The organism is Providencia sp. PROV080 (assembly GCF_033688105.1).
GTDB classification, from domain to species: Bacteria; Pseudomonadota; Gammaproteobacteria; order Enterobacterales; family Enterobacteriaceae; genus Providencia; species Providencia zhejiangensis.
On sequence record NZ_CP096346.1, the window covers coordinates 1371876 to 1391280 of the forward strand.

The following is a 19405-nucleotide window of genomic DNA, read 5'->3' on the forward strand; positions in this document are numbered from 1 at the left end:
CTGTATTTTTCAATTGCGTAAATGGTCAACTAAGCTGCCATCACCAAACAAATGTAGCGCTCCAACCGCGACAACATAATAACCATCAGGTAATGATCTAAGCTTAGTGCTCCAAGCTTGGTTACGTTGTTCCATCAGTATGTGGTACACCTCATCACTGAAGGTTTTAGGTAATGTCACGTCATTATTTGGTTGGAAATCTAACCACCAACTGATCATAGTTTGTAGCGAGCGGGCATTAGTACGCCAATGTACCAGCGTATCTCTTAGTAAGGCTAGGCCTTCCTCAGGCAATGTTAATAGCAACTCGATTTGAGTATCGATACCCTCAAGTTCAATGATCTTTTTTTGTTGGGATTGTGCATTACATAATAATTGATAATCAATCCCATAGCGCCCATGTAAACCGAGGCCTTGAGCTTGGGTTGCTTGTAGGATTAAAGCAACTTGCCATGAGGGAAGGGAATCAAACTGTGTTGGCTCTTGGTGTATTTCTTGGCAATGGCTTAGTAACAAAGCGTACTCAGTAGCCGTTAAGCGTTCTTGTAACGGTACGTGAGCGTTTTCACCCGCAGTGAAAGGTGAACGCATATCAGTGATATCCGATTCAACAATCAAAGCATCGGCTTGGTTAAGCTTCTCAAGCAGTATTTCAGACAAGGGGAACATATTTTCAGTGCCCATATGAATACTGCCCACAATATGCAGTTTGAGTTTCTTTGATAAACGAATATCAACGGCAGGATAAGGATAGACGGGGGCTGCTTCCGTATGTAACCAATTCTTTAAACTTTCGAGCAGCTTGGCCATGTCATTTCCTCATCTCATATTTAGATATCAATCCGTTAGATTAAACAATCTGACTCCGTTTGGCGACTCACTTTGCGCTATTTTTTCTTCGAAATATTACGAGACTGATTCATGGCAGTAAAATGGATATGCGCTAGGAAGCTTCAACATGAAGCGCCCCAATAGCGGAATAACTCACTCTTGGGGCGGTTTAGCTTGTCGACTAGTCTTGTTTCGGTTTAAAGCGTAATAATCGGTTGGCATTAGTCACGACCGTAATCGATGATAGCGCCATGGCAGCCCCCGCAACGACAGGGTTTAATAGGGTGCCTGTTAATGGATAAAGAATACCCGCGGCGATTGGAATGCCTAATGAGTTATACACAAAAGCACCGAACAAGTTTTGTTTCATATTGCGCAAGGTACCTTTAGAAATAGCAACCGCATCGGCCACACCGTGTAAACTTTGGCGCATTAAGGTAATGGAAGCTGTTTCGATAGCAATATCACTACCTCCGCCCATAGCAATACCAACATCTGCACGGGCTAATGCCGGAGCATCGTTGATCCCATCACCAACCATGGCAACTTTATGGCCTTTAGCTTGCAATGATTCAATTGCGGCTGATTTACCGTCTGGCATGACACCCGCAATGACTTCATCAATACCGGCTTCTTTCGCAATGGCTTTCGCGGTGACGGGGTTATCTCCCGTTAACATGACTAAACGGAAACCTTGCTTATGCAGTCGAGCTAGCGCACTGACACTGTCTTCACGTAATGGGTCACGAATGGACAGCAAAGCAGCCACTTGACCATCGATAGCCAATAATACAGGCGTTACCCCTTGTGAAGCCTGTTGATGTAAGACCGTATCGATCTCGCTCGTATTAACACCGCTTTGTGCAAGGAGTTTTTGATTTCCGAGCAAAACGGTTTGACCATTAACGACTGCACTGATACCGAGACCCGCTAATGTTCTAAATTGCTCATTGGCTGGGAGTGAAAGTTCTTTAGCCCGTTGAGTAATGGCACGCGCAAGCGGGTGGTTAGAGCCACTTTCAAGTGAGGCGGCAATTTGCAACACTTCATGTTCAGAAAAATGATTAAAGGTATGAATATCCGTAACTTGTGGCATTCCTTCCGTTAACGTCCCAGTCTTGTCGAAAACAATGGTATCTAATTCACTGGCTTGCTGGAGGGCATCGGCATCACGTACTAATACGCCAAACTCGGCAGCCCGCCCGACACCAGAAATAATCGACATCGGTGTCGCTAACCCTAATGCGCATGGGCAAGCAATGATCAGAACCGTGGTTGTAATCACTAAGGCATAAGTAATTTGTGGTGCAGGACCGACAAAATACCAAATGAGGCCGGAGATGACGGCAATTGCAACGACCACAGGCACGAATACAGCGGAAATGCGGTCGGCTAATTGGCCAATTTGTGGTTTACTACTTTGTGCTTGGCGAACTAAGTGAATAATACGTGCAAGCGTGGTTTGGCTACCGACGGCTGCCGCACGGAAAAGAACTGTTCCATCTTGCACAACAGTACCTGCATGAACTTGATCTCCTTTGGTTTTTTGTTGAGGGATCGGTTCTCCTGTCAGCATAGCTTCATCTAACCAAACTTCGCCTTCTATGATTTCACCATCAACAGGAACACGATCCCCTGTTGCTAGGCGTAATATCATGCCTTTTTTAACGTGTTCGAGAGGCAAATCGACTTCCCCTTGCTCGGTTACCACACGCGCTGTGGGTGGCGTTAAGTCGAGTAGCCTTTCCAGCGCTTTTGAAGAGCGTTGACGGGCGCGCTGTTCAAGAGCATGGCCTAAGTTAATCAAACCGATGATCATCGCACTGGCTTCATAATAAAGATGGCGAGCTTGTTCTGGAAACAGCTCAGGCCATAGGTTAACCACTATCGAGTATAACCAAGCCGCCCCAGTTCCTAATGCGACTAAGGTATCCATAGTCGCACTGCCATTTTTGAGGCTTTGCCATGCATTTTTATAGAAGTGACCACCTGCAAATACCATTACAGCTAAAGTTAAGATACCAATTGTCAGCCAAATGAAATGGTTTTGAGGGCTTAACATCATATTATCGCCCATCATACCCCAGATCATGACTGGGATACCGAGCGCTAATGCCAGTGCTGATTGCCAACGAAAGCGACGCATATTGGCATCTGCAACTTGTTGCTGGCGTTCACGTCGTTTCGCTTCATCCTGAATAATTTCTGCACCATAACCGGCTTTTTCAACGGCGGCGACGAGATCTGCGGGTTGTGCTGTACCAGTGACTAACGCACTGCGTTCAGCAAGATTAACCCGTGCATTCTCGACCCCCGCTACGCTGGTTAGCGCTTTTTGTACTTTATTAACGCAACTCGCACAGGTCATGCCATCTAATAGCAATTGAATACTGTCATCAGCTGGCGATATTTCAGGTTGTTGATCGACGTCAGACTGCTGTGCCGGAATATCACAGATTGCCGCTGAGCTTGTTTCCGGTTGCTCAGTAGGTATGGTCAGCGGCGCAGTTTTTGGGGCAGTCGTGTCATCTTCATCGCTCTGCGTTGCTTGATAGCCTATTCCCGTCACTGCTGCAATTAACTGTTCTACCGGAGCATTACCGTAGACAACAGCCGACTCGGTATTCACATCCGCTTTCTCTACCCCCTCAACGGCTTCAAGGGCGAGGCGAGTTTTTTCTGCACATTTCATGCAGCTCAGTCCTGATAAGGCTAAATTCACACGGTTTGGCACAGCGACTTGCGCTTTATAGCCAGCTTGTTCAACGGCTTGAATTAAGGCTTCTGCGGTTGTATTGCCATAAACGCTAGCTTGTTGGGTATCGACAATAGCAGCGGCAACACCGTCAACGGCTTCAAGAGCTTGCTGAGTTTTACCTGCACAGTTCATGCAACTTAGGCCGGAAAGCTGTAGCGTTACATCCGGTTTTTCAGCCACTTTGGCTTCATATCCTGCTGCTTCAATGGTTTCAATCAACGACTGCGCACTGGCATTAGTTTCAATAACGGCATACTCGATCGTGACTTTGACATTTTCAATATCTGAACGAGCTTCGAGCGCTTTGGTCACTGTATTCACACAGTGCATGCAACTTAGTCCTTGCAGGGAGAGAATGATTTTGCTACTCATAAGTTAAATCTCCTAAACTCATGACTGATTCCGTCTTTTTTATTATCATGACAGAATTCAATGAGTTTTTTAAATCATATAAATTTTGATATATAGAAAAGGTTAAACCTTCCCTCAAGGTTAAGGTCAAGAGATATGATGAATATTAGCGAAATTGCCAAAAAAACAGGCCTTACCGCAAAGGCCATTCGTTTTTATGAAGAAAAAGGTTTAATTACGCCACCTGAGCGGGGCGAAAATAGTTATCGCTATTATCAGGATAGACATCTCGATGAATTGGGCTTATTGAAGCAAGCAAAAGATGTTGGGTTTACCTTAGAGGAGTGTGGCGAATTACTAGGCTTGTTTCGTAATCCAGCGAGACACAGTGCTGACGTAAAAAGTACGACGATTGCTAAAATCGCTGAATTAGAGCAGACAATTGCAAAATTGTCTGCCATAAAGGATACCTTACAAGAATTAGTGGATGCCTGTCCTGGTGACGAGGGCGCTGATTGCCCGATTATTGATCACCTTGCACGGAGCTGTTGTCATCATGACAAGGCTTAACATGCAGTGTGATACCATCAACTGAGGTGATAATCACCTCAGTTCCGGCTTTTAATGGTAATTCACTATAGACTCGCCAGCTGCCATCCGCTAGACGTGCACGGCTAAAACCCTCTTCAGTATCAGAGAGTAAACGAACTTTGACGCCAATAAGTTGATGGCTTTTTTGGTTTATCTCATCAGCGGGCACATTTTTGCGTGAACTTAACCATTTCCGCCATAATATCGCGGAAGCGATGGTGAAGACGGCAAATAAGATGCCTTGCCATTCCCACCCAAGGAAAGGCAGGATCAATGCCGTGATCGCCACGACTACCGCGGCGATACCTGACCATAATAGATAACCTCCGGTGCCGAGTAATTCAGCAATCAGCAATAAACCACCAAGGCATAGCCAAAACCAAGCAGGTTGAGCGCTGATAAGTTCTATCATGAGTTTTCCTGCTTTTTAGCGTTGTTATTGCTGTTTTTACTCTGGTTGATAAGTTCAGAGATACCGCCAATCGCTCCCATTAAATTACTGGCTTCAAGAGGCATCATGATGACTTTACTATTATCTGCCGCACCAATGCTGGCAAGTGCATCGGTGTATTTTTGAGCAACGAAATAATTAATGGCTTGCATGTCACCGGCAGAGATAGCCTCAGACACCATTTGGGTGGCTTTAGCCTCGGCCTCAGCGGCTCTCTCGCGAGCCTCTGCTTGCAGGAATGCAGACTGACGATCCCCTTCAGCTTTGAGAATTTGTGATTGTTTTTCACCTTCGGCTTTTAGGATCGCGGCTTGACGGATACCCTCTGCCTCAAGAATATCAGCACGCTTAGTACGTTCCGCTTTCATCTGTGCGTTCATCGCGTTAATAAGCTCTTTAGGCGGTTTTACATCACGAATTTCAATACGGGTAATTTTCACGCCCCAAGGGTTGGTTGCATCATCCACGATATGAAGCAGGCGAGAGTTAATCGCATCACGTTGTGATAGCATTTCATCCAATTCCATTGAGCCTAAAACGGTACGGATATTGGTCATGGTGAGATTCAGCACAGACAGCTCAAGGTTGCTGACTTCATAGGCTGCACGGACTGGGTCAACGACTTGAATAAAGCAAACAGCATCAATCGTTACGTTAGCGTTATCGCGTGAGATAACTTCTTGTGATGGAATATCAAGAACTTGTTCCATCATATTGATACGACGACCTATTTTATCCATAAAAGGCACAATGATATGAAGACCCGGTTGTAATGTGCGGGTATAGCGCCCAAAACGTTCAACAGTCCATTGGTATCCTTGCGGTACTGTTTTTACGCAGGTAAAAACAATAACGATGGCGATAAAAATGATTATGGGTATAGCACCAAACGCGAACAAGTCCATTATTAATCCTTACTTAATAAAGTAATGAATACACTTGGCGACGATATTTACTGGCGACAGCATCACCCGTTCCCATCGCTGACATAATATCCATCATGGTTTTTTTCACAGCGCCTTCTCCAGCACTGAGGTCTTTTTTCAAGAAGTTTAGTAATATTTCTAATGCTTCTTCATTACGATTGACTTCATGCAATTTTAGGGCTAATTGCACTGCTAAAGCCGCATTGCTCGGGTCTGCTTCAAATTGCTGTTGTAGCTGTTGAATTTCTGGTGTATCAGCAGCTTGTCTTAACAGTTCAATTTGGGCAAGCAAGCCTTGATAACGGCTGTCTTGATCTTGCATTGGCACGGATGACAATGTCGTTTCAGCCTCATCAACTTGATTCAGGTGGATTTGCGTTTCAGCCAGCAGTAATGTGATTTCACTGTTTTTAGCATTGAGCTGGTGGGCTTCTTTCAGTAATGGTAAGGCTTCTTGGTGCTTACCTTCAGCGATCAATTCTGCTGCTTGTGCTGCTTTTAATTCTTCAGGGCTTGGTAAAACGCGTGAAAGAATCTCTAACACGACTTCCTCGGGTTGAGGGCCTTGAAAACCATCAACAGGACGACCTTCTTGCAATACATAGACAGTAGGGATTGCTCGAAGACCAAACTGAGCGGCAATGTTTTGTTCTACATCACAATTAACTCGAGCCAATATAAATAGGCCGGCATAGTCATTGGCAATTTTGTCGAGCGTTGCGCCAAGCTCTTGGCAATGTGGACTTTGTGCTGACCAGAAATAGAACATAACAGGTATCTGCATTGATTGTTCTACGACTTGGTGCAGGTTTTGTTCATTAACATCGATGATTTGGGCAAAAGCTTGCATAAGATATCTCTTTCAAATAAGTTTCTAATATTGTATACGTGGGGCTAATTTGTTTTTTTTCAAGCTTTTTTTCCCTGACCCGCCAGTATTTTATCCATTAAACAGTCCGGCAAGAGTCGTTTTAGAATACGTACCGCAACAGTCAGTAACGTAACAGAATAACGAATACGCGGACGAGTGCTTTCAAGGGCATGCACTAATTTTTCCACCACATGTTCTGGGGTTAAGGTAAAACGTTGTGCGATACTTGGGTTTTTAACCGGTTTATCCTGCTGAGTCTGTTCTACGTTATGGGTGAAATTGGTATGAATAGGTCCCGGTTCAATTAAACTCACATGGATGTTGGTTCCTTTTAATTCGAGACGTAGTGCATCTGACCAAGCCTCTAATGCATATTTACTGGCTGCATAAGCGCCACGGCCGGGCGTAGAGATAATTCCCATCACTGAGCTAGTTTGGACGATCCGCCCTTCATTATGTGCTAGCATCGCTGGGAGTAGACGTAAGGTCAATTGGTGTATTCCGAAAAAGTTAGTCGAAAACTGAGCTTCTAACTGCTGGCGGCTAATACTAGTGAGTTCACCGTAGACGCCAAATCCCGCGTTATTGAATAATCCGAAAAGCCGACCATGACAGAGGCTGAGTACCTCATCCGCAGCGCGATCTATGCTATGGTTATCATCAAGATTGAGCTCTACAGCATCAAATCCCAATCCTTTGAGACGTAAAATATCGGCTTCTTTACGGCAAGCGACAATCACATGATAGCCGCGTTGGCGAAGGGTTTGAGCTGCACACAACCCAATACCGCTAGATGCACCAGTGATAAATACCGATTTTTGCATAACTTTACCTACCTGTAGGCTCAAATTGAGATAAAAATTGCTTTATTATTACTCACTTATTTAAACCTTTATTCTGATGGTGAAAATAAATAAGGTTGCAATTGTTTTTCCATAAAATCAGCAATAGAAGGTTGAGCTTCTTCTGTTGGATGAATACCATCCTGTTGGATCCATTCAGGCTTGGTAATAATGGTTTCCATATAAAAAGGCAGCAGTGGAACCGCGTTTTTTTGCGCAAGCGTCGGATAGACTTTTTCAAAACTAGAAGTATAGCGTTTACCGTAGTTTGGCGGTATACGAATTTGCATTAAAAGCGGTTTAGCGCCCGATTGCGTTATTTGTTCGATAATTTGTTGTAGTGTGTTTTCCATCTGTTGAACAGATAACCCCTGCAAACCATCGTTTGCACCTAACTCGATCAACACCCAGTCGGGTTTATTTTGTTCCAGTAAGGCAGGAAGACGCTCCAGTCCTTGTGCGGAGGTGTTTCCACTGATACTGCCGTTAACAACAATAACGGGCGGTGACAATTTCTGCCAACGTTCGGCGAGTAAGGATGCCCAAGCTTGCTCTGCCGGTAGTCGATAGCCTGCACTTAGGCTGTCACCCAGGATCAATAGTTTTGTGGTGGCGAGTGCTGGTCCACTCGCGCCAAATAACAGGAGAAATACCAGTAAATGTCGGCGGAAAATATTCTTGAAGTTCATCATCTCATTAAACGTGTTGGTCAAGGTGAACATGAATTGACTATATTGCAAGGTGTTGAGCTAATTGTCGAGTCCGGTCAAACAATTGCTTTAATTGGCGAGTCAGGTTCTGGTAAATCGACACTGCTCGGTATCATTGCTGGACTGGATGATGGCAGCAGCGGTAGCGTTAGCCTGTTAGGCCAAGATCTTACTCAACTGGATGAAGAACAACGGGCATTTCTCCGTGCTCAGAGTGTTGGATTTGTTTTTCAATCGTTTATGTTGATCCCTTCACTCAATGCGCTAGAGAATGTGCAGTTACCCGCCTTATTGCGCGGAGAGCCCGAGTCTGCAAGTTATCAACAAGCCGCGAGTTTATTGACTGAATTGGGGTTAGGTAATCGATTAAAACATATGCCAGCTCAATTATCAGGAGGTGAACAACAGCGTGTCGCCTTAGCGAGAGCATTTAATGGTCGCCCTAAAATTCTGTTTGCAGATGAACCGACTGGCAACCTTGATCGTCATACCGGCGATAAAATTGCAGACTTATTATTCTCAATGAACAAAGAATATGGCACGACGTTGATTTTAGTGACCCATGACAATGAATTGGCAGCTCGTTGCCAACGTCGTTTACGATTAGTGGATGGTGTATTGAGGGAAGAGGCATGATCTGGCGTTGGTTTTGGCGAGAATGGAAAACGCCATCACTTTTGATTGTCTGGCTTGCGCTAACATTGGCAGTGGCATGTGTTTTAGCGTTAGGACGCATTAGCGATCGTATTGAAAACAGCATGAGCTATCAAAGCCGTGAACTGTTGGCAGGCGATTTAGTGCTACGTTCATCTCATCCTAGTGATCCCTCTTGGTTACAACAAGCCAAAGATAACGGCTTAACGCTAAGCCAGCAAATGTCGTTTTCTACCATGGCATACTCAACGGTAGATGAAGCGTTACGTCCTCAACTAGTCCTAGTGAAAGCGGCGGATCAGGCATATCCACTGTATGGTGAGCTCATCACTGAGCCAGCAGGGCTGCGCCCAACGAAAGGGGAAATTTTAGTCACCCCTCGTTTATTGGAGTTACTGAATTTAAAGATTGGCGATGATATTGATATTGGCGATGCCACGTTAAAAATTTCAGGTAAATTAATTCAAGAGCCTGATAGTGGTTTTAACCCATTTCAAATTGCCCCTAGAGTGTTAATTGCATTGGACGATGCAGAATCGACAGGAGCAGTTCAGGTAGGGAGCCGCTTAACCTATCGTGATATGTTTGCGGGCGATAGTGCCGCTATTGATGCATTTGAGGCTCAGTTTGATAAGCAACTCAGAACTGACCAACGTTGGTATACCTTAAAAGAAAATAGCGGGGCAGTAGGGAAAACGTTCCAACGTGCTCAGCAATTTTTACTGCTGTCGGTATTGTTGACCTTGTTGTTAGCAATCGCGGCAGTGGTTGTCTCGATGACCCATTATTGTCGTAGTCGTCACCAACTAATCGCGGTATTGAAAACGTTGGGGGCGGGGCGTTCAGCATTACAAAAATGGGTTATTGGTCAGTGGTTAGTGATATTAATGGCGGCGGCGCTATTAGGGTCGCTGTTAGGATTAGCGTTCGAAGGTATTTTGATGCAAATACTGGGCGCAATGTTACCTAAAGCACTTCCTTCAGCGAGTTTATGGCCATGGGTTTGGGCTATTGGTACGCTATTTTTAATCGCCATAATTGTCGGGATCCGTCCTTATCGCCAATTGATGGCTACGCAACCATCACGAGTTTTACGGGAAGATGCTCCTTCACCTGTTTGGCCGCTGTATTATTATTTGCCAATCGTCAGCTTGATCGTTGTTGGGGGACTCTTTCTGTTTGCCGGAGTTAACCCTCTTTTATGGTCAATTTTGATTGGTATTGTGATCGTCGCGGTTTTATTGGCATTAATTGGGTGGCTTGGTTTGTGGCTATTGCGGCAATTGAAGTTTAAGCAATTGAGTTTACGTCTTTCAGTTAGCCGTTTATTGCGTCAACCGCTACAAACAATTACGCAAATGAGCGCATTTTCGCTCTCATTCATGTTACTGGCACTATTGATCTTAGTGAGGGGGGATTTATTGGATAGATGGCAGCAGCAACTGCCAGCAGACAGTCCCAATTATTTTCTAATTAATATGAATGAGTCACAGATAAAACCGGTGACAGAGCTGTTAGCGAAGCACCAAGTGAAGCCGACAGAGTTTTATCCGGTAGTATTAGCTCGTTTGTCTGAAATAAATAATACCTCTGCAATAGAGTGGGCTGATGAGAGAGACCCTAACAATAATACGGTGCGACGTGAATTAAGTCTCACATGGCAATCCTCTCTACCTGACGCCAATGTGGTGAATGAAGGAACGTGGCCGCCTAAAGAGGGAGAAGTTTCCATTGAACAAACTGTGGTGAAACAGCTAGGAATCAAAATAGGGGATAAACTGACGTTTAATGCGGGAGCTCAAGTCTTTAGTGCAACAGTCAGTAGCATTCGTACTGTTGACTGGGAAAGTTTGCGACCGAACTTTTTCTTTATCTTCTCAGAGGAGACTTTAAACGATATCCCCGCGACATGGATGAGCAGTTTTTACTATGATGGCAATGGCAAATTGTTAACGGATTTGAGCCGTAACTATCCTACTATCAATGTATTAGATACTGGTGCCTTGATCGCACAAATCCAGCAAATTTTACAACAAGTAAGTCAAGCGCTTGAAGTCATGGTAGTACTCGTGATTTTCTGTGGTTTACTACTTTTATTAGCGCAAATTCAAGTCGGAATGAGCCAAAGAGAACGCGAGTTAGTGGTCTATCGCACGTTAGGGGCAAGTAAAAAATTGATGCGTCGTACCTTATGGAGTGAATTTGCCTTACTTGGCTTAATGGCGGGACTTGCGGCGGCATTTGGTGCAGAGGTTGCTTTATGGTTATTACAAACCAAAGTGTTTGATTTTCCTTGGCAGCCAGAGTGGTCAATGTGGTTATTATTGCCATTATGTGCAGCGCTACTGCTATCGATTTGTGGTAGCTGGCTTGGCATTCGTTTGTTAGGCACTGGCAATCAACATCGTCGCATGCCAAATAGCTAATTTATTTTATGAATACGGCTTCTTATTTTTGACTAGTGCAGGAGTAAGAAGCTGTTCAAATAACTGTCTTAATTCCATCACTAAATTGTCATTTATCCTGCTTATGATTCTCGAGTCAATAAATGATTAACTATTTGATGGGAACATAATAATGCAGCCTCGCCGCACCATAAAATTACGTACATTATCGTTACTTGCAACATTGATTGCATTTTCCAACACAGGGTATGCTCAACAAGAAGTCTCTGCAACACTAGCAGGACACGCTATTTTATCGGTCAATTCTACAGTACCAGCGCCCACTGATGCACCACTAGATTTACAGGTTAGCGGAAAATATACGACAGGAAATCGTATTGACGAACTCGGTAAGGTTGAAGGGAAGTCTGCTGATCGTCCAACTGGGATGCATGTACCGATTAAAGGTCAACCTCGACAGGGACATTCCGGTATTAAACGTATGGCCGATGGCACCTATTGGGTATTGACCGACAATGGTTATGGCAATAAGGTTAATTCACCAGACTCGATGCTGTATTTAACTCAATACGACATTGATTTTAAAACCGGCCAAGCCAATCCACTCAATACTGTTTTCTTCCACGATCCGGATAAAATCATTCCATTTCATATCATGAATGAAAGTACAGATAAGCGTTATCTAACAGGGAGTGATTTTGATCCTGAAAGCTTTCAATTTGCGGATGGCGCATTATGGGTAGGGGATGAGTTTGGTCCTTATTTAATTAAGATGGACCTCAATGGCAAAGTTCTCGCATTATTTGAAACTCACGTTGATGGCAAAAAAGTGATTTCACCTGATCACTATCAAGTTACCACGCCTGCTAAACCTACGGATAAAATTCATTTTCAAGTCAACCGTTCAAAAGGTTTTGAAGGCATGGCCTCATCACCAGATGGCACTAAGCTATACCCCATGCTTGAAGGGGCTATTTGGGATGAAGAGAAACAAGATTATGAAAATGTCGATGGCAAGCGTGCCGCTCGTATCCTTGAATTTGATGTGAAAAAACAGCAATGGAGTGGACGTAGTTGGTTATATGTCTTTGAAGATAATCAAAATGCCATCGGCGATTTTAATATGATTGATGATACACACGGTTTGATTATTGAGCGTGATAATGGAGAAGGCACAGCCGATAAAGCCTGTCCTGAAAGTGCCACAGAGACGCAAAATTGTTTTAGTCAACTAGCGAAGTTTAAGCGTGTTTATCGTATTGAGTTTTCGGATACCAATCAAGGCAAACCGGTTGATAAACAAGCCTATATCGATTTAATGAATATAAAAGACCCGCAAGGAATGGCAAAGAAACCGTTGAATAATGGCGTATTCACTTTCCCATTCTTTACGATTGAAAATGTTGATGTTGTCGATAGTGAACATATTATTGTCGGTAATGATAATAACTATCCATTTTCATCGAGCCGTGACCCTAATCAAGCGGATGATAATGAATTTATCTTATTAAAGGTACCTGCGTTGTTAAATCCTTAATTTTCCTTGTCTATTTTGATTTTTTTGCTCGGGGTGTAGCCCGAGCTTTTTTATTTTATCACTCACGACATACAGTGATAAACGGCATCATTTTTTAGCGGATAAAACAGGCGGTTTCATCATTAACGTTAGCATGAGGATCACGACAACAGGGGCGGCGATAATAAGAAATGCAGGTGTAAAACTACTTGTATAATCCTTAATCGCACCCGCAATAAATGGCGCTAAACACGCCACAGTAGAAATTAAATTCACCACGGAAAATAACTCTAAATAGGGGCCACGACCAAAATAATTGGATAATAAAACGCTGGAGGCTAAGAAAGTCATGCCATAGCCGATACCGACACAGAGCACAAATAATATCAACCATAACCATGAGGTTGCGATACTTAATGAAATAACCCCAAATACCATAATGATCAGGCTAACAATTAACAGTTTTTTGGGCTCCAACCATTCTCCAACGGCACCACCAATAAATCTTGAAAATGCGTTAACAAAAGCCATTGTACTGAGTAATGAAACGGCAATAGTGATACCAAAGCCGCGCTCTTCAATATGGGCAACCGCGAAACTGTTAACCGTAATACCGCACCATAAAAATGAAGTATAGGTTGCTGCTATTAAATAAAACTGCCAAGTGCGCAAAGCACGACGTACTGTCCATACCTCTGTAGTGCGATAAATCGGTTTACTGCCGTCGCTAACCTGTTTTTGCATCACATGTTTAGCATGTTCTCGTTCTCGATTACCTTCACGCAATGCTAACAGGGTAATGAATGTCACAATACCAAGGTAAACAGCGCAGAGTACCCAATGCATACGCCACGAACCTAACTGATTTGATGCATAAAAATAGATCCAAGGCCCAGCGACACCACCCAATCCACCAATCGTAAAATATAAACCAAAGGCTAATGACTGCTTTTCAAATAGGCGAGAAAGCACATAGGTTCCAGGAACGGTCGCCAGTAAAGTGAAACCCACACCAATGAGTGCTGTGCCAAGAAAATAGCGGTTAATGGTTTCTGTTGAATATAAACTATAAAAACCGGCAATAAAGATCAGCGTACCGAGAAGGAGTGTCAGGCGAACGCCGATTTTTCGGATGAGCAAGGAGGGCAGGAAACTTGCAAGACCACAGGTTAACCCTAATAAGGTGAAACCAAACCCTGCTTCTGTCCAGCTCCATTTCAGCTCTTCGATCATACTGGGGAGGACAACACCCAATGACGTAAAGGTGGTTGCAGTGGCTAAAAAATAAACCATCCCTAAAAGAATGAGGATACTCCACTGATAGAGTGGGCTAAATAAGGATGGGGAATCTGTCGCGGCCATGTCAACTCCAGTAACTCTGCCTTTTCGTAAAAAAAAGCAGCCATATAAATGCAAAATGCCCGAAAATATCGGGCATCGTATGGCGCTATTTTCCCTATTTATTGGCTGTAGTACCAGTTTAATTTTTCTTTCGCCCAGTCAATGCCACTTTTGTACTCATTTGGTAACAGCTCTACTAGCGAATTTAGGCTGTCAGCAAGCTCAGTTGGGCAGCTGTGAGTCAGGTTTAAATGACCAACTTTACGAACAGGACGAACGTCTTTTTCATACCAGTGCAGATGAACTAACGGTAAACTTAACCATTGTTGATTGAGCTCAGTGCCAATTAAATTCACCATAACAGAAGGATTAAATACTGTCGGCGATGGCATTGGTAAATCTAAAATAGCGCGTAAATGCAATTCAAATTGGCTGATAGAGGCACCGTTCTGGGTCCAGTGACCACTGTTATGCACACGTGGAGCTAATTCATTGATAAGTAATTTATCACCAACGACAAAACACTCCATTGCCATAACACCAACATAATCTAGCTCATTCATGACAGCACTTAACATAGCCTGAGCTTGTTGCTGCTGTGAATGGTTCGCGTTGGGGAAAGCGACACTGGTGCGTAAGATACCTTCTTGATGTAGGTTATGGGTGATAGGATAAAATACACACTCCCCCGCACGATTACGCGCGCCAATAACGGATACTTCTGCATCAAAAGGGATACCTTGCTCGACAATACAGTTCCCATAGATTTCATCGGGTAGATTCGCTTCGTTGCCGGGTGAAACACGCCATTGACCACGGCCATCATAGCCACCCGTTCTACGTTTGACGATCAAGAAATCACCGAGGGTTGCAAAGAGCTCAGGCCATTGCGCTTTAGCGTCAAGAGAAGCCCAAGGTGCGGTGGCTAAACCCAGCGAATCAAAGAGGCTTTTTTGTGGAAATCTATCTGCTAAACGAGGAAAAATATCTCGGTTAATAAAGGCATTATGAAGTGCTAGCTCTTTAGTCAGTGGTGTTTCAGGCCAGCGCTCAATTTCTGCGGTGATAACACTTTGTTGATAGGGAACGGCTTCAGGTTCCGCATCTAACCCAACAGGAAATACAGCAATACCAAGCGGTTCACCTGCTTGACGCAACATGCGGCCTAATTGACCATTACCAAGGACACAGACGGGTTTCATTGTGCCTCCCGAGGATCAGGGTTGTTAAGCACATCATTCGTTTGCGCCTCACGCCAAGCGGCTAAGCGAGCAAATAGCGCCTTATCAGTATTCGCAAGAATTTGTGCGGCCAGTAGTGCCGCATTTGCAGCACCGGCCTTACCGATTGCCAGTGTACCCACAGGGATACCTTTAGGCATTTGTACAATAGAGTAGAGACTATCGACACCACTCAACGCAGCGCTTTGTACTGGAACACCTAACACAGGAACTAAGGTTTTTGCTGCAAGCATACCCGGTAAATGAGCGGCTCCGCCGGCTCCTGCAATAATCACCTCAAAGCCATTTTCTTTTGCTTGTTCCGCAAAGGAGAAGAGTTTGTCGGGGGTACGATGTGCTGAGACAATTTCAACGTGGAAAGGCAGTTGCAGCTCGGTTAAGACATCGGCAGCGTGTTGCATGGTTGTCCAATCACTTTTAGAACCCATAACAATAGCGATTTTTGCCGCAGATTGAGCAGTCATTTTGTGTAATCCCTGTGGTTAATAAATTTTCACCGTGAGGTGGGAAAAATGAATTGCCCCGATCATATCATGGTAACTCGCTAAGGAAAACGTTTGCGTGGTTAAAATATCAGCAAACGAATGCGGGCTGAGCAATTTACTGAGTCACCGTATCAGAGATTAAAAAGGGAAAAAAACGAGCTCAATACCTTGTTCATTTATCACAAATGCTGAGCCTTCATGATGCCATGCACCTAAAACGCCGCGATAATAACGTTTATCAGCGACATCAATTTCATGAATAGCGGGGCGATGGGTATGACCATGTATCATCCAGTCCGCTTGATAGTGTTCTAACGCTGCAATAACGGCCTGCTGATTGACATCCATAATTGATTCGGCTTTCATACTGCTAGCATATTGACTATTTTTACGCATTTTTTCAGCAATACGTCGGCGGATAAATAGAGGTAAGGTTAAAAATACACGTTGGATCCATGGTGTGTGGACCTTTTGACGATAACGTTGATAAGCTTGGTCATCGGTACACAGTGTATCGCCATGCAAAATCAACACGCGTTGACCATAAAGTTCAAGCAATGTTTCTTGGTTAAGTATCGTCATGCCACATTGCTTGGCATAACGTTTGCCTAGTAAGAAGTCACGGTTTCCATGAATAAAGTAACAAGGGATACCACGGTCAGTAAGGCTTTTTAAGGCTTCAGCCACTTGTTGATGGAGCTGAGTCTTATCGTCATCACCAATCCAATAATTAAAAAAGTCGCCGAGGATATACAGGCTGTCGGCATTAATAGCTTGTTGGTGAATAAAATTCATAAAACCGGCGGTAATCGCCGGTTCATCTTCACTCAAATGCAGGTCTGCAATGATATAAGTGGACATATTATGCGTCGAATTATTCGCTAACAGTCACTTTTTCAATCACAACATCTTCGCGTGGAACGTCTTGGTGGAAACCACTACGACCTGTTGAAACCCCTTTGATTTTGTCAACAACGTCCATACCTTCAACAACTTCTGCAAATACACAGTAGCCCCAACCATCAGGGTGTTCTGAACGGAAATTAAGGAAGTCGTTATCAACAACGTTAATGAAAAACTGTGCTGTAGCTGAGTGTGGATCGTTAGTACGAGCCATGGCTAAAGTACCACGATTATTTTTTAAGCCGTTATTAGCTTCGTTTTTGATCTGTGCTTTTGTTGCTTTTTGTTTCATGCCAGGTTCAAAACCGCCGCCTTGGATCATGAAACCGTTAATGACACGATGGAAAATGGTATTATTGTAGAAACCTTCACGGCAGTAATTCAAAAAGTTTTCGACGGTTACTGGAGCTTTATCGTCAAAAGTGTTAATAACAATGTCACCGTGATTGGTATGAAAAGTCACCATAATAGCTATCCTGAATAATTGTATTTATTGCGCCTTCTGTTGAAGGCGTGGTTGTCAGGAAGTTTATATCACAGATAAAACCCGACTTGAAGTCACTGTCTAGGTTATCAATGCGTTGAACGATAGCGATAGTATGACAAAGATCATGTGTATTTCTTGCATTCTGATAGTGTTCAGGGTTCAATATCATTCTATTTTGTAGGTAGATACCTTATATTTATTGAAATATCCCTTAATAGCTTGAACCAGCGATACTCCAAAGAGTTTGAGATGCGAATTCACGATAGGTCTATCGCGAGCAGCTTCCGAAATACTAGCATAGGATGAGCGAATGCTATCCGTCGCGCGGTAACTGGGAGTGAGTCGAGTATATGGGTGATAAACACGTACACATTTAACGGAATAGTCCAGATGCTACAGATTTTTAATACACTGAGTCGCCAAAAAGAAGAGTTTAAACCCATTCACCCAGGGAAAATAGGGATGTACGTGTGTGGTATCACCATTTACGATTTGTGTCATATTGGTCATGGTCGTACATTTGTGGCTTTTGATGCCATTAGCCGTTATTTACGCTATCTGGGTTATGACCTCACTTATGTACGTAACGTGACGGATATTGACGATAAAATTATCAAACGTGCTGCTGAAAATAATGAAACAGTTGATGCGTTAACGACTCGCATGCTAGCTGAAATGCACAAGGATTTTGATGCTCTCAATATCCTAAGACCTGATAGTGAACCTCGCGCAACACAGCATATTAAAGAAATTATCGAACTCACTGACTTACTGATCAAACGTGGCCATGCATATGTGGCAGAAAACGGTGATGTGATGTTTGAGGTGAAAACAGATAAAGATTATGGGCAATTATCTCGTCAAGATCTAGAACAACTACAAGCAGGGGCGCGTGTTGAGGTTGCTGATGTTAAACGTAACCCAATGGATTTTGTACTATGGAAAATGTCAAAAGAAGGTGAGCCTAGCTGGGAATCACCATGGGGCTTAGGTCGCCCAGGCTGGCATATTGAGTGTTCCGCGATGAACAGCAAAGCATTGGGTAATCACTTTGATATCCATGGTGGGGGTTCTGATTTGATGTTCCCACATCATGAAAATGAAATCGCGCAATCTACCTGTGCTCATGATGGTCCTTATGTGAATTACTGGATGCATTCAGGGATGGTGATGGTTGATCGTGAAAAAATGTCTAAATCACTGAATAATTTCTTTACTATTCGTGATGTACTAGGATATTACGATCCTGAAACCGTGCGTTATTTCTTATTATCTGGCCATTATCGTAGCCAATTAAATTATACTGAAGAGAATCTAAAGCAAGCTCGTACGGCTTTAGAGCGTTTATACACCGCGCTTCGTGGTACAGATAAATCAGTGGCTCCTGCGGGTGGTGAAGTATTTAAGCACCGTTTTGAAGAAGCGATGAACGATGATTTTAATACACCAGAGGCTTATTCCGTCCTGTTTGACATGGCTCGCGAAATTAACCGCTTAAAAGCAGAAAACATGGTTGCTGCGAATGAATTGGCAGCGGAATTGCGTCAATTAGCCAGTGTATTAGGATTACTTGAACAAGAGCCGGAAGCCTTTTTGCAAGGTAATGCACAAAGTGAAGGCGATGAAGAAGTTGCTAAAATTGAAGCACTGATTAAACAGCGTAATGACGCCCGTAAAAATAAGGAATGGGCTTTAGCCGATGCAGCCCGTGATGAATTAACGGCAATGGGAATTGTGCTAGAAGATGGTGCACAAGGAACAACTTGGCGCCGTAAATAACCTCTCATACGATTAGATTAACCCGTTAAAATATTTTTAACGGGTTTTTTTATTCCCTTTTTCTGCATTTAACATCCCACTTTATTTATGGATTAATAAATAAAGCTGGTATCGATTCAGCTAAAAAATTCCAATTAAGTCACTTAAAAGATATCGGCTTTTAAAATATTAATAGTATAAAAATTCAAATGTTATTAATAGTAACGCAACGGGCTTAATTAATTTTTTGAGCTATTTTGATAAATAATATTTCAAAAGTAGCA

General features: G+C 43.4%; 17 protein-coding genes. 5 read left to right on the forward strand and 12 right to left on the reverse strand.

Annotated features, from left to right (window positions below; genetic code table 11):
- Nucleotides 1-9: 9 nt before the first annotated feature.
- Both M1F03_RS05910 and copA read right to left on the reverse strand, forming a co-directional pair.
- Complete coding sequence (locus tag M1F03_RS05910; protein WP_154623266.1) at nucleotides 10-810, reverse strand: TraB/GumN family protein; 801 nt, start codon at nucleotides 808-810, stop codon at nucleotides 10-12.
- Between the two features lie 202 nt (nucleotides 811-1012).
- Nucleotides 1013-3961, reverse strand: coding sequence for a copper-exporting P-type ATPase CopA (copA, locus tag M1F03_RS05915; protein WP_251463778.1), 2949 nt, complete (start codon nucleotides 3959-3961; stop codon nucleotides 1013-1015).
- Between the two features lie 138 nt (nucleotides 3962-4099).
- On the opposite strand from copA, the gene cueR reads away from it, so the two are divergent.
- The gene (gene cueR / locus M1F03_RS05920) at nucleotides 4100-4510 is read left to right on the forward strand and encodes a Cu(I)-responsive transcriptional regulator (RefSeq protein WP_318840131.1); all 411 of its coding nucleotides are present in this window, start codon (nucleotides 4100-4102) and stop codon (nucleotides 4508-4510) included.
- Here the strand turns inward: cueR and M1F03_RS05925 are convergent.
- From M1F03_RS05925 to tesA, 5 genes are all read right to left on the reverse strand, one after another.
- The gene (locus M1F03_RS05925) at nucleotides 4464-4943 is read right to left on the reverse strand and encodes an NfeD family protein (RefSeq protein ID WP_196713416.1); all 480 of its coding nucleotides are present in this window, start codon (nucleotides 4941-4943) and stop codon (nucleotides 4464-4466) included. The genes cueR and M1F03_RS05925 overlap by 47 nt on opposite strands.
- Nucleotides 4940-5887 (reverse strand): SPFH domain-containing protein, encoded by a 948-nt coding sequence (locus M1F03_RS05930; protein ID WP_247046903.1) that lies wholly within the window; start codon nucleotides 5885-5887, stop codon nucleotides 4940-4942. Before M1F03_RS05930 ends, M1F03_RS05925 begins: the two co-directional genes overlap by 4 nt.
- Before the next feature lie 13 nt (nucleotides 5888-5900).
- Nucleotides 5901-6758, reverse strand: a complete 858-nt coding sequence (locus M1F03_RS05935; protein WP_251463780.1) for a co-chaperone YbbN — start codon at nucleotides 6756-6758, stop codon at nucleotides 5901-5903.
- A 59-nt stretch (nucleotides 6759-6817) separates the two neighbouring features.
- On the reverse strand, nucleotides 6818-7603 hold the full coding sequence (locus M1F03_RS05940) for an SDR family oxidoreductase (protein ID WP_251463782.1): 786 nt from the start codon (nucleotides 7601-7603) through the stop codon (nucleotides 6818-6820).
- Nucleotides 7604-7671: 68 nt separating this feature from the next.
- A complete protein-coding gene (tesA, locus tag M1F03_RS05945) occupies nucleotides 7672-8310 on the reverse strand; it encodes a multifunctional acyl-CoA thioesterase I/protease I/lysophospholipase L1 (protein ID WP_195848160.1) in 639 nt (212 codons plus the stop codon).
- Here tesA and ybbA point away from each other — a divergent pair.
- From ybbA to M1F03_RS05960, 3 genes are all read left to right on the forward strand, one after another.
- Nucleotides 8281-8967, forward strand: coding sequence for a putative ABC transporter ATP-binding protein YbbA (gene ybbA / locus M1F03_RS05950; protein ID WP_154623273.1), 687 nt, complete (start codon nucleotides 8281-8283; stop codon nucleotides 8965-8967). The two genes, tesA and ybbA, sit on opposite strands and share 30 nt — an antisense overlap.
- Nucleotides 8964-11411: a putative ABC transporter permease subunit YbbP gene (gene ybbP / locus M1F03_RS05955; RefSeq protein WP_272657929.1), complete on the forward strand. Its 2448-nt coding sequence runs from the start codon at nucleotides 8964-8966 to the stop codon at nucleotides 11409-11411. The genes ybbA and ybbP overlap by 4 nt, the downstream gene beginning before the upstream one ends.
- 151 nt (nucleotides 11412-11562) lie before the next feature.
- Entirely contained in the window at nucleotides 11563-12927 is a 1365-nt protein-coding gene (locus M1F03_RS05960) for an esterase-like activity of phytase family protein (RefSeq protein ID WP_196713415.1), read from the forward strand.
- An 87-nt stretch (nucleotides 12928-13014) separates the two neighbouring features.
- On the opposite strand, the gene M1F03_RS05965 is transcribed toward M1F03_RS05960, so the two are convergent.
- The 5 genes from M1F03_RS05965 to ppiB form a co-directional block, all read right to left on the reverse strand.
- Nucleotides 13015-14268, reverse strand: a complete 1254-nt coding sequence (locus M1F03_RS05965) for a CynX/NimT family MFS transporter (RefSeq protein ID WP_154623276.1) — start codon at nucleotides 14266-14268, stop codon at nucleotides 13015-13017.
- 98 nt (nucleotides 14269-14366) lie between these two features.
- Nucleotides 14367-15449, reverse strand: coding sequence for a 5-(carboxyamino)imidazole ribonucleotide synthase (purK, locus tag M1F03_RS05970; RefSeq protein ID WP_154623277.1), 1083 nt, complete (start codon nucleotides 15447-15449; stop codon nucleotides 14367-14369).
- Nucleotides 15446-15952, reverse strand: coding sequence for a 5-(carboxyamino)imidazole ribonucleotide mutase (purE, locus tag M1F03_RS05975; RefSeq protein ID WP_154623278.1), 507 nt, complete (start codon nucleotides 15950-15952; stop codon nucleotides 15446-15448). The genes purK and purE overlap by 4 nt, the downstream gene beginning before the upstream one ends.
- 159 nt (nucleotides 15953-16111) lie before the next feature.
- Nucleotides 16112-16834, reverse strand: a complete 723-nt coding sequence (locus M1F03_RS05980; RefSeq protein ID WP_251463786.1) for a UDP-2,3-diacylglucosamine diphosphatase — start codon at nucleotides 16832-16834, stop codon at nucleotides 16112-16114.
- Nucleotides 16835-16847: 13 nt separating this feature from the next.
- Complete coding sequence (gene ppiB / locus M1F03_RS05985; protein WP_154623280.1) at nucleotides 16848-17342, reverse strand: peptidylprolyl isomerase B; 495 nt, start codon at nucleotides 17340-17342, stop codon at nucleotides 16848-16850.
- 411 nt (nucleotides 17343-17753) lie between these two features.
- On the opposite strand from ppiB, the gene cysS reads away from it, so the two are divergent.
- Nucleotides 17754-19142, forward strand: a complete 1389-nt coding sequence (gene cysS / locus M1F03_RS05990; RefSeq protein ID WP_154623281.1) for a cysteine--tRNA ligase — start codon at nucleotides 17754-17756, stop codon at nucleotides 19140-19142.
- Nucleotides 19143-19405: the final 263 nt, after the last annotated feature.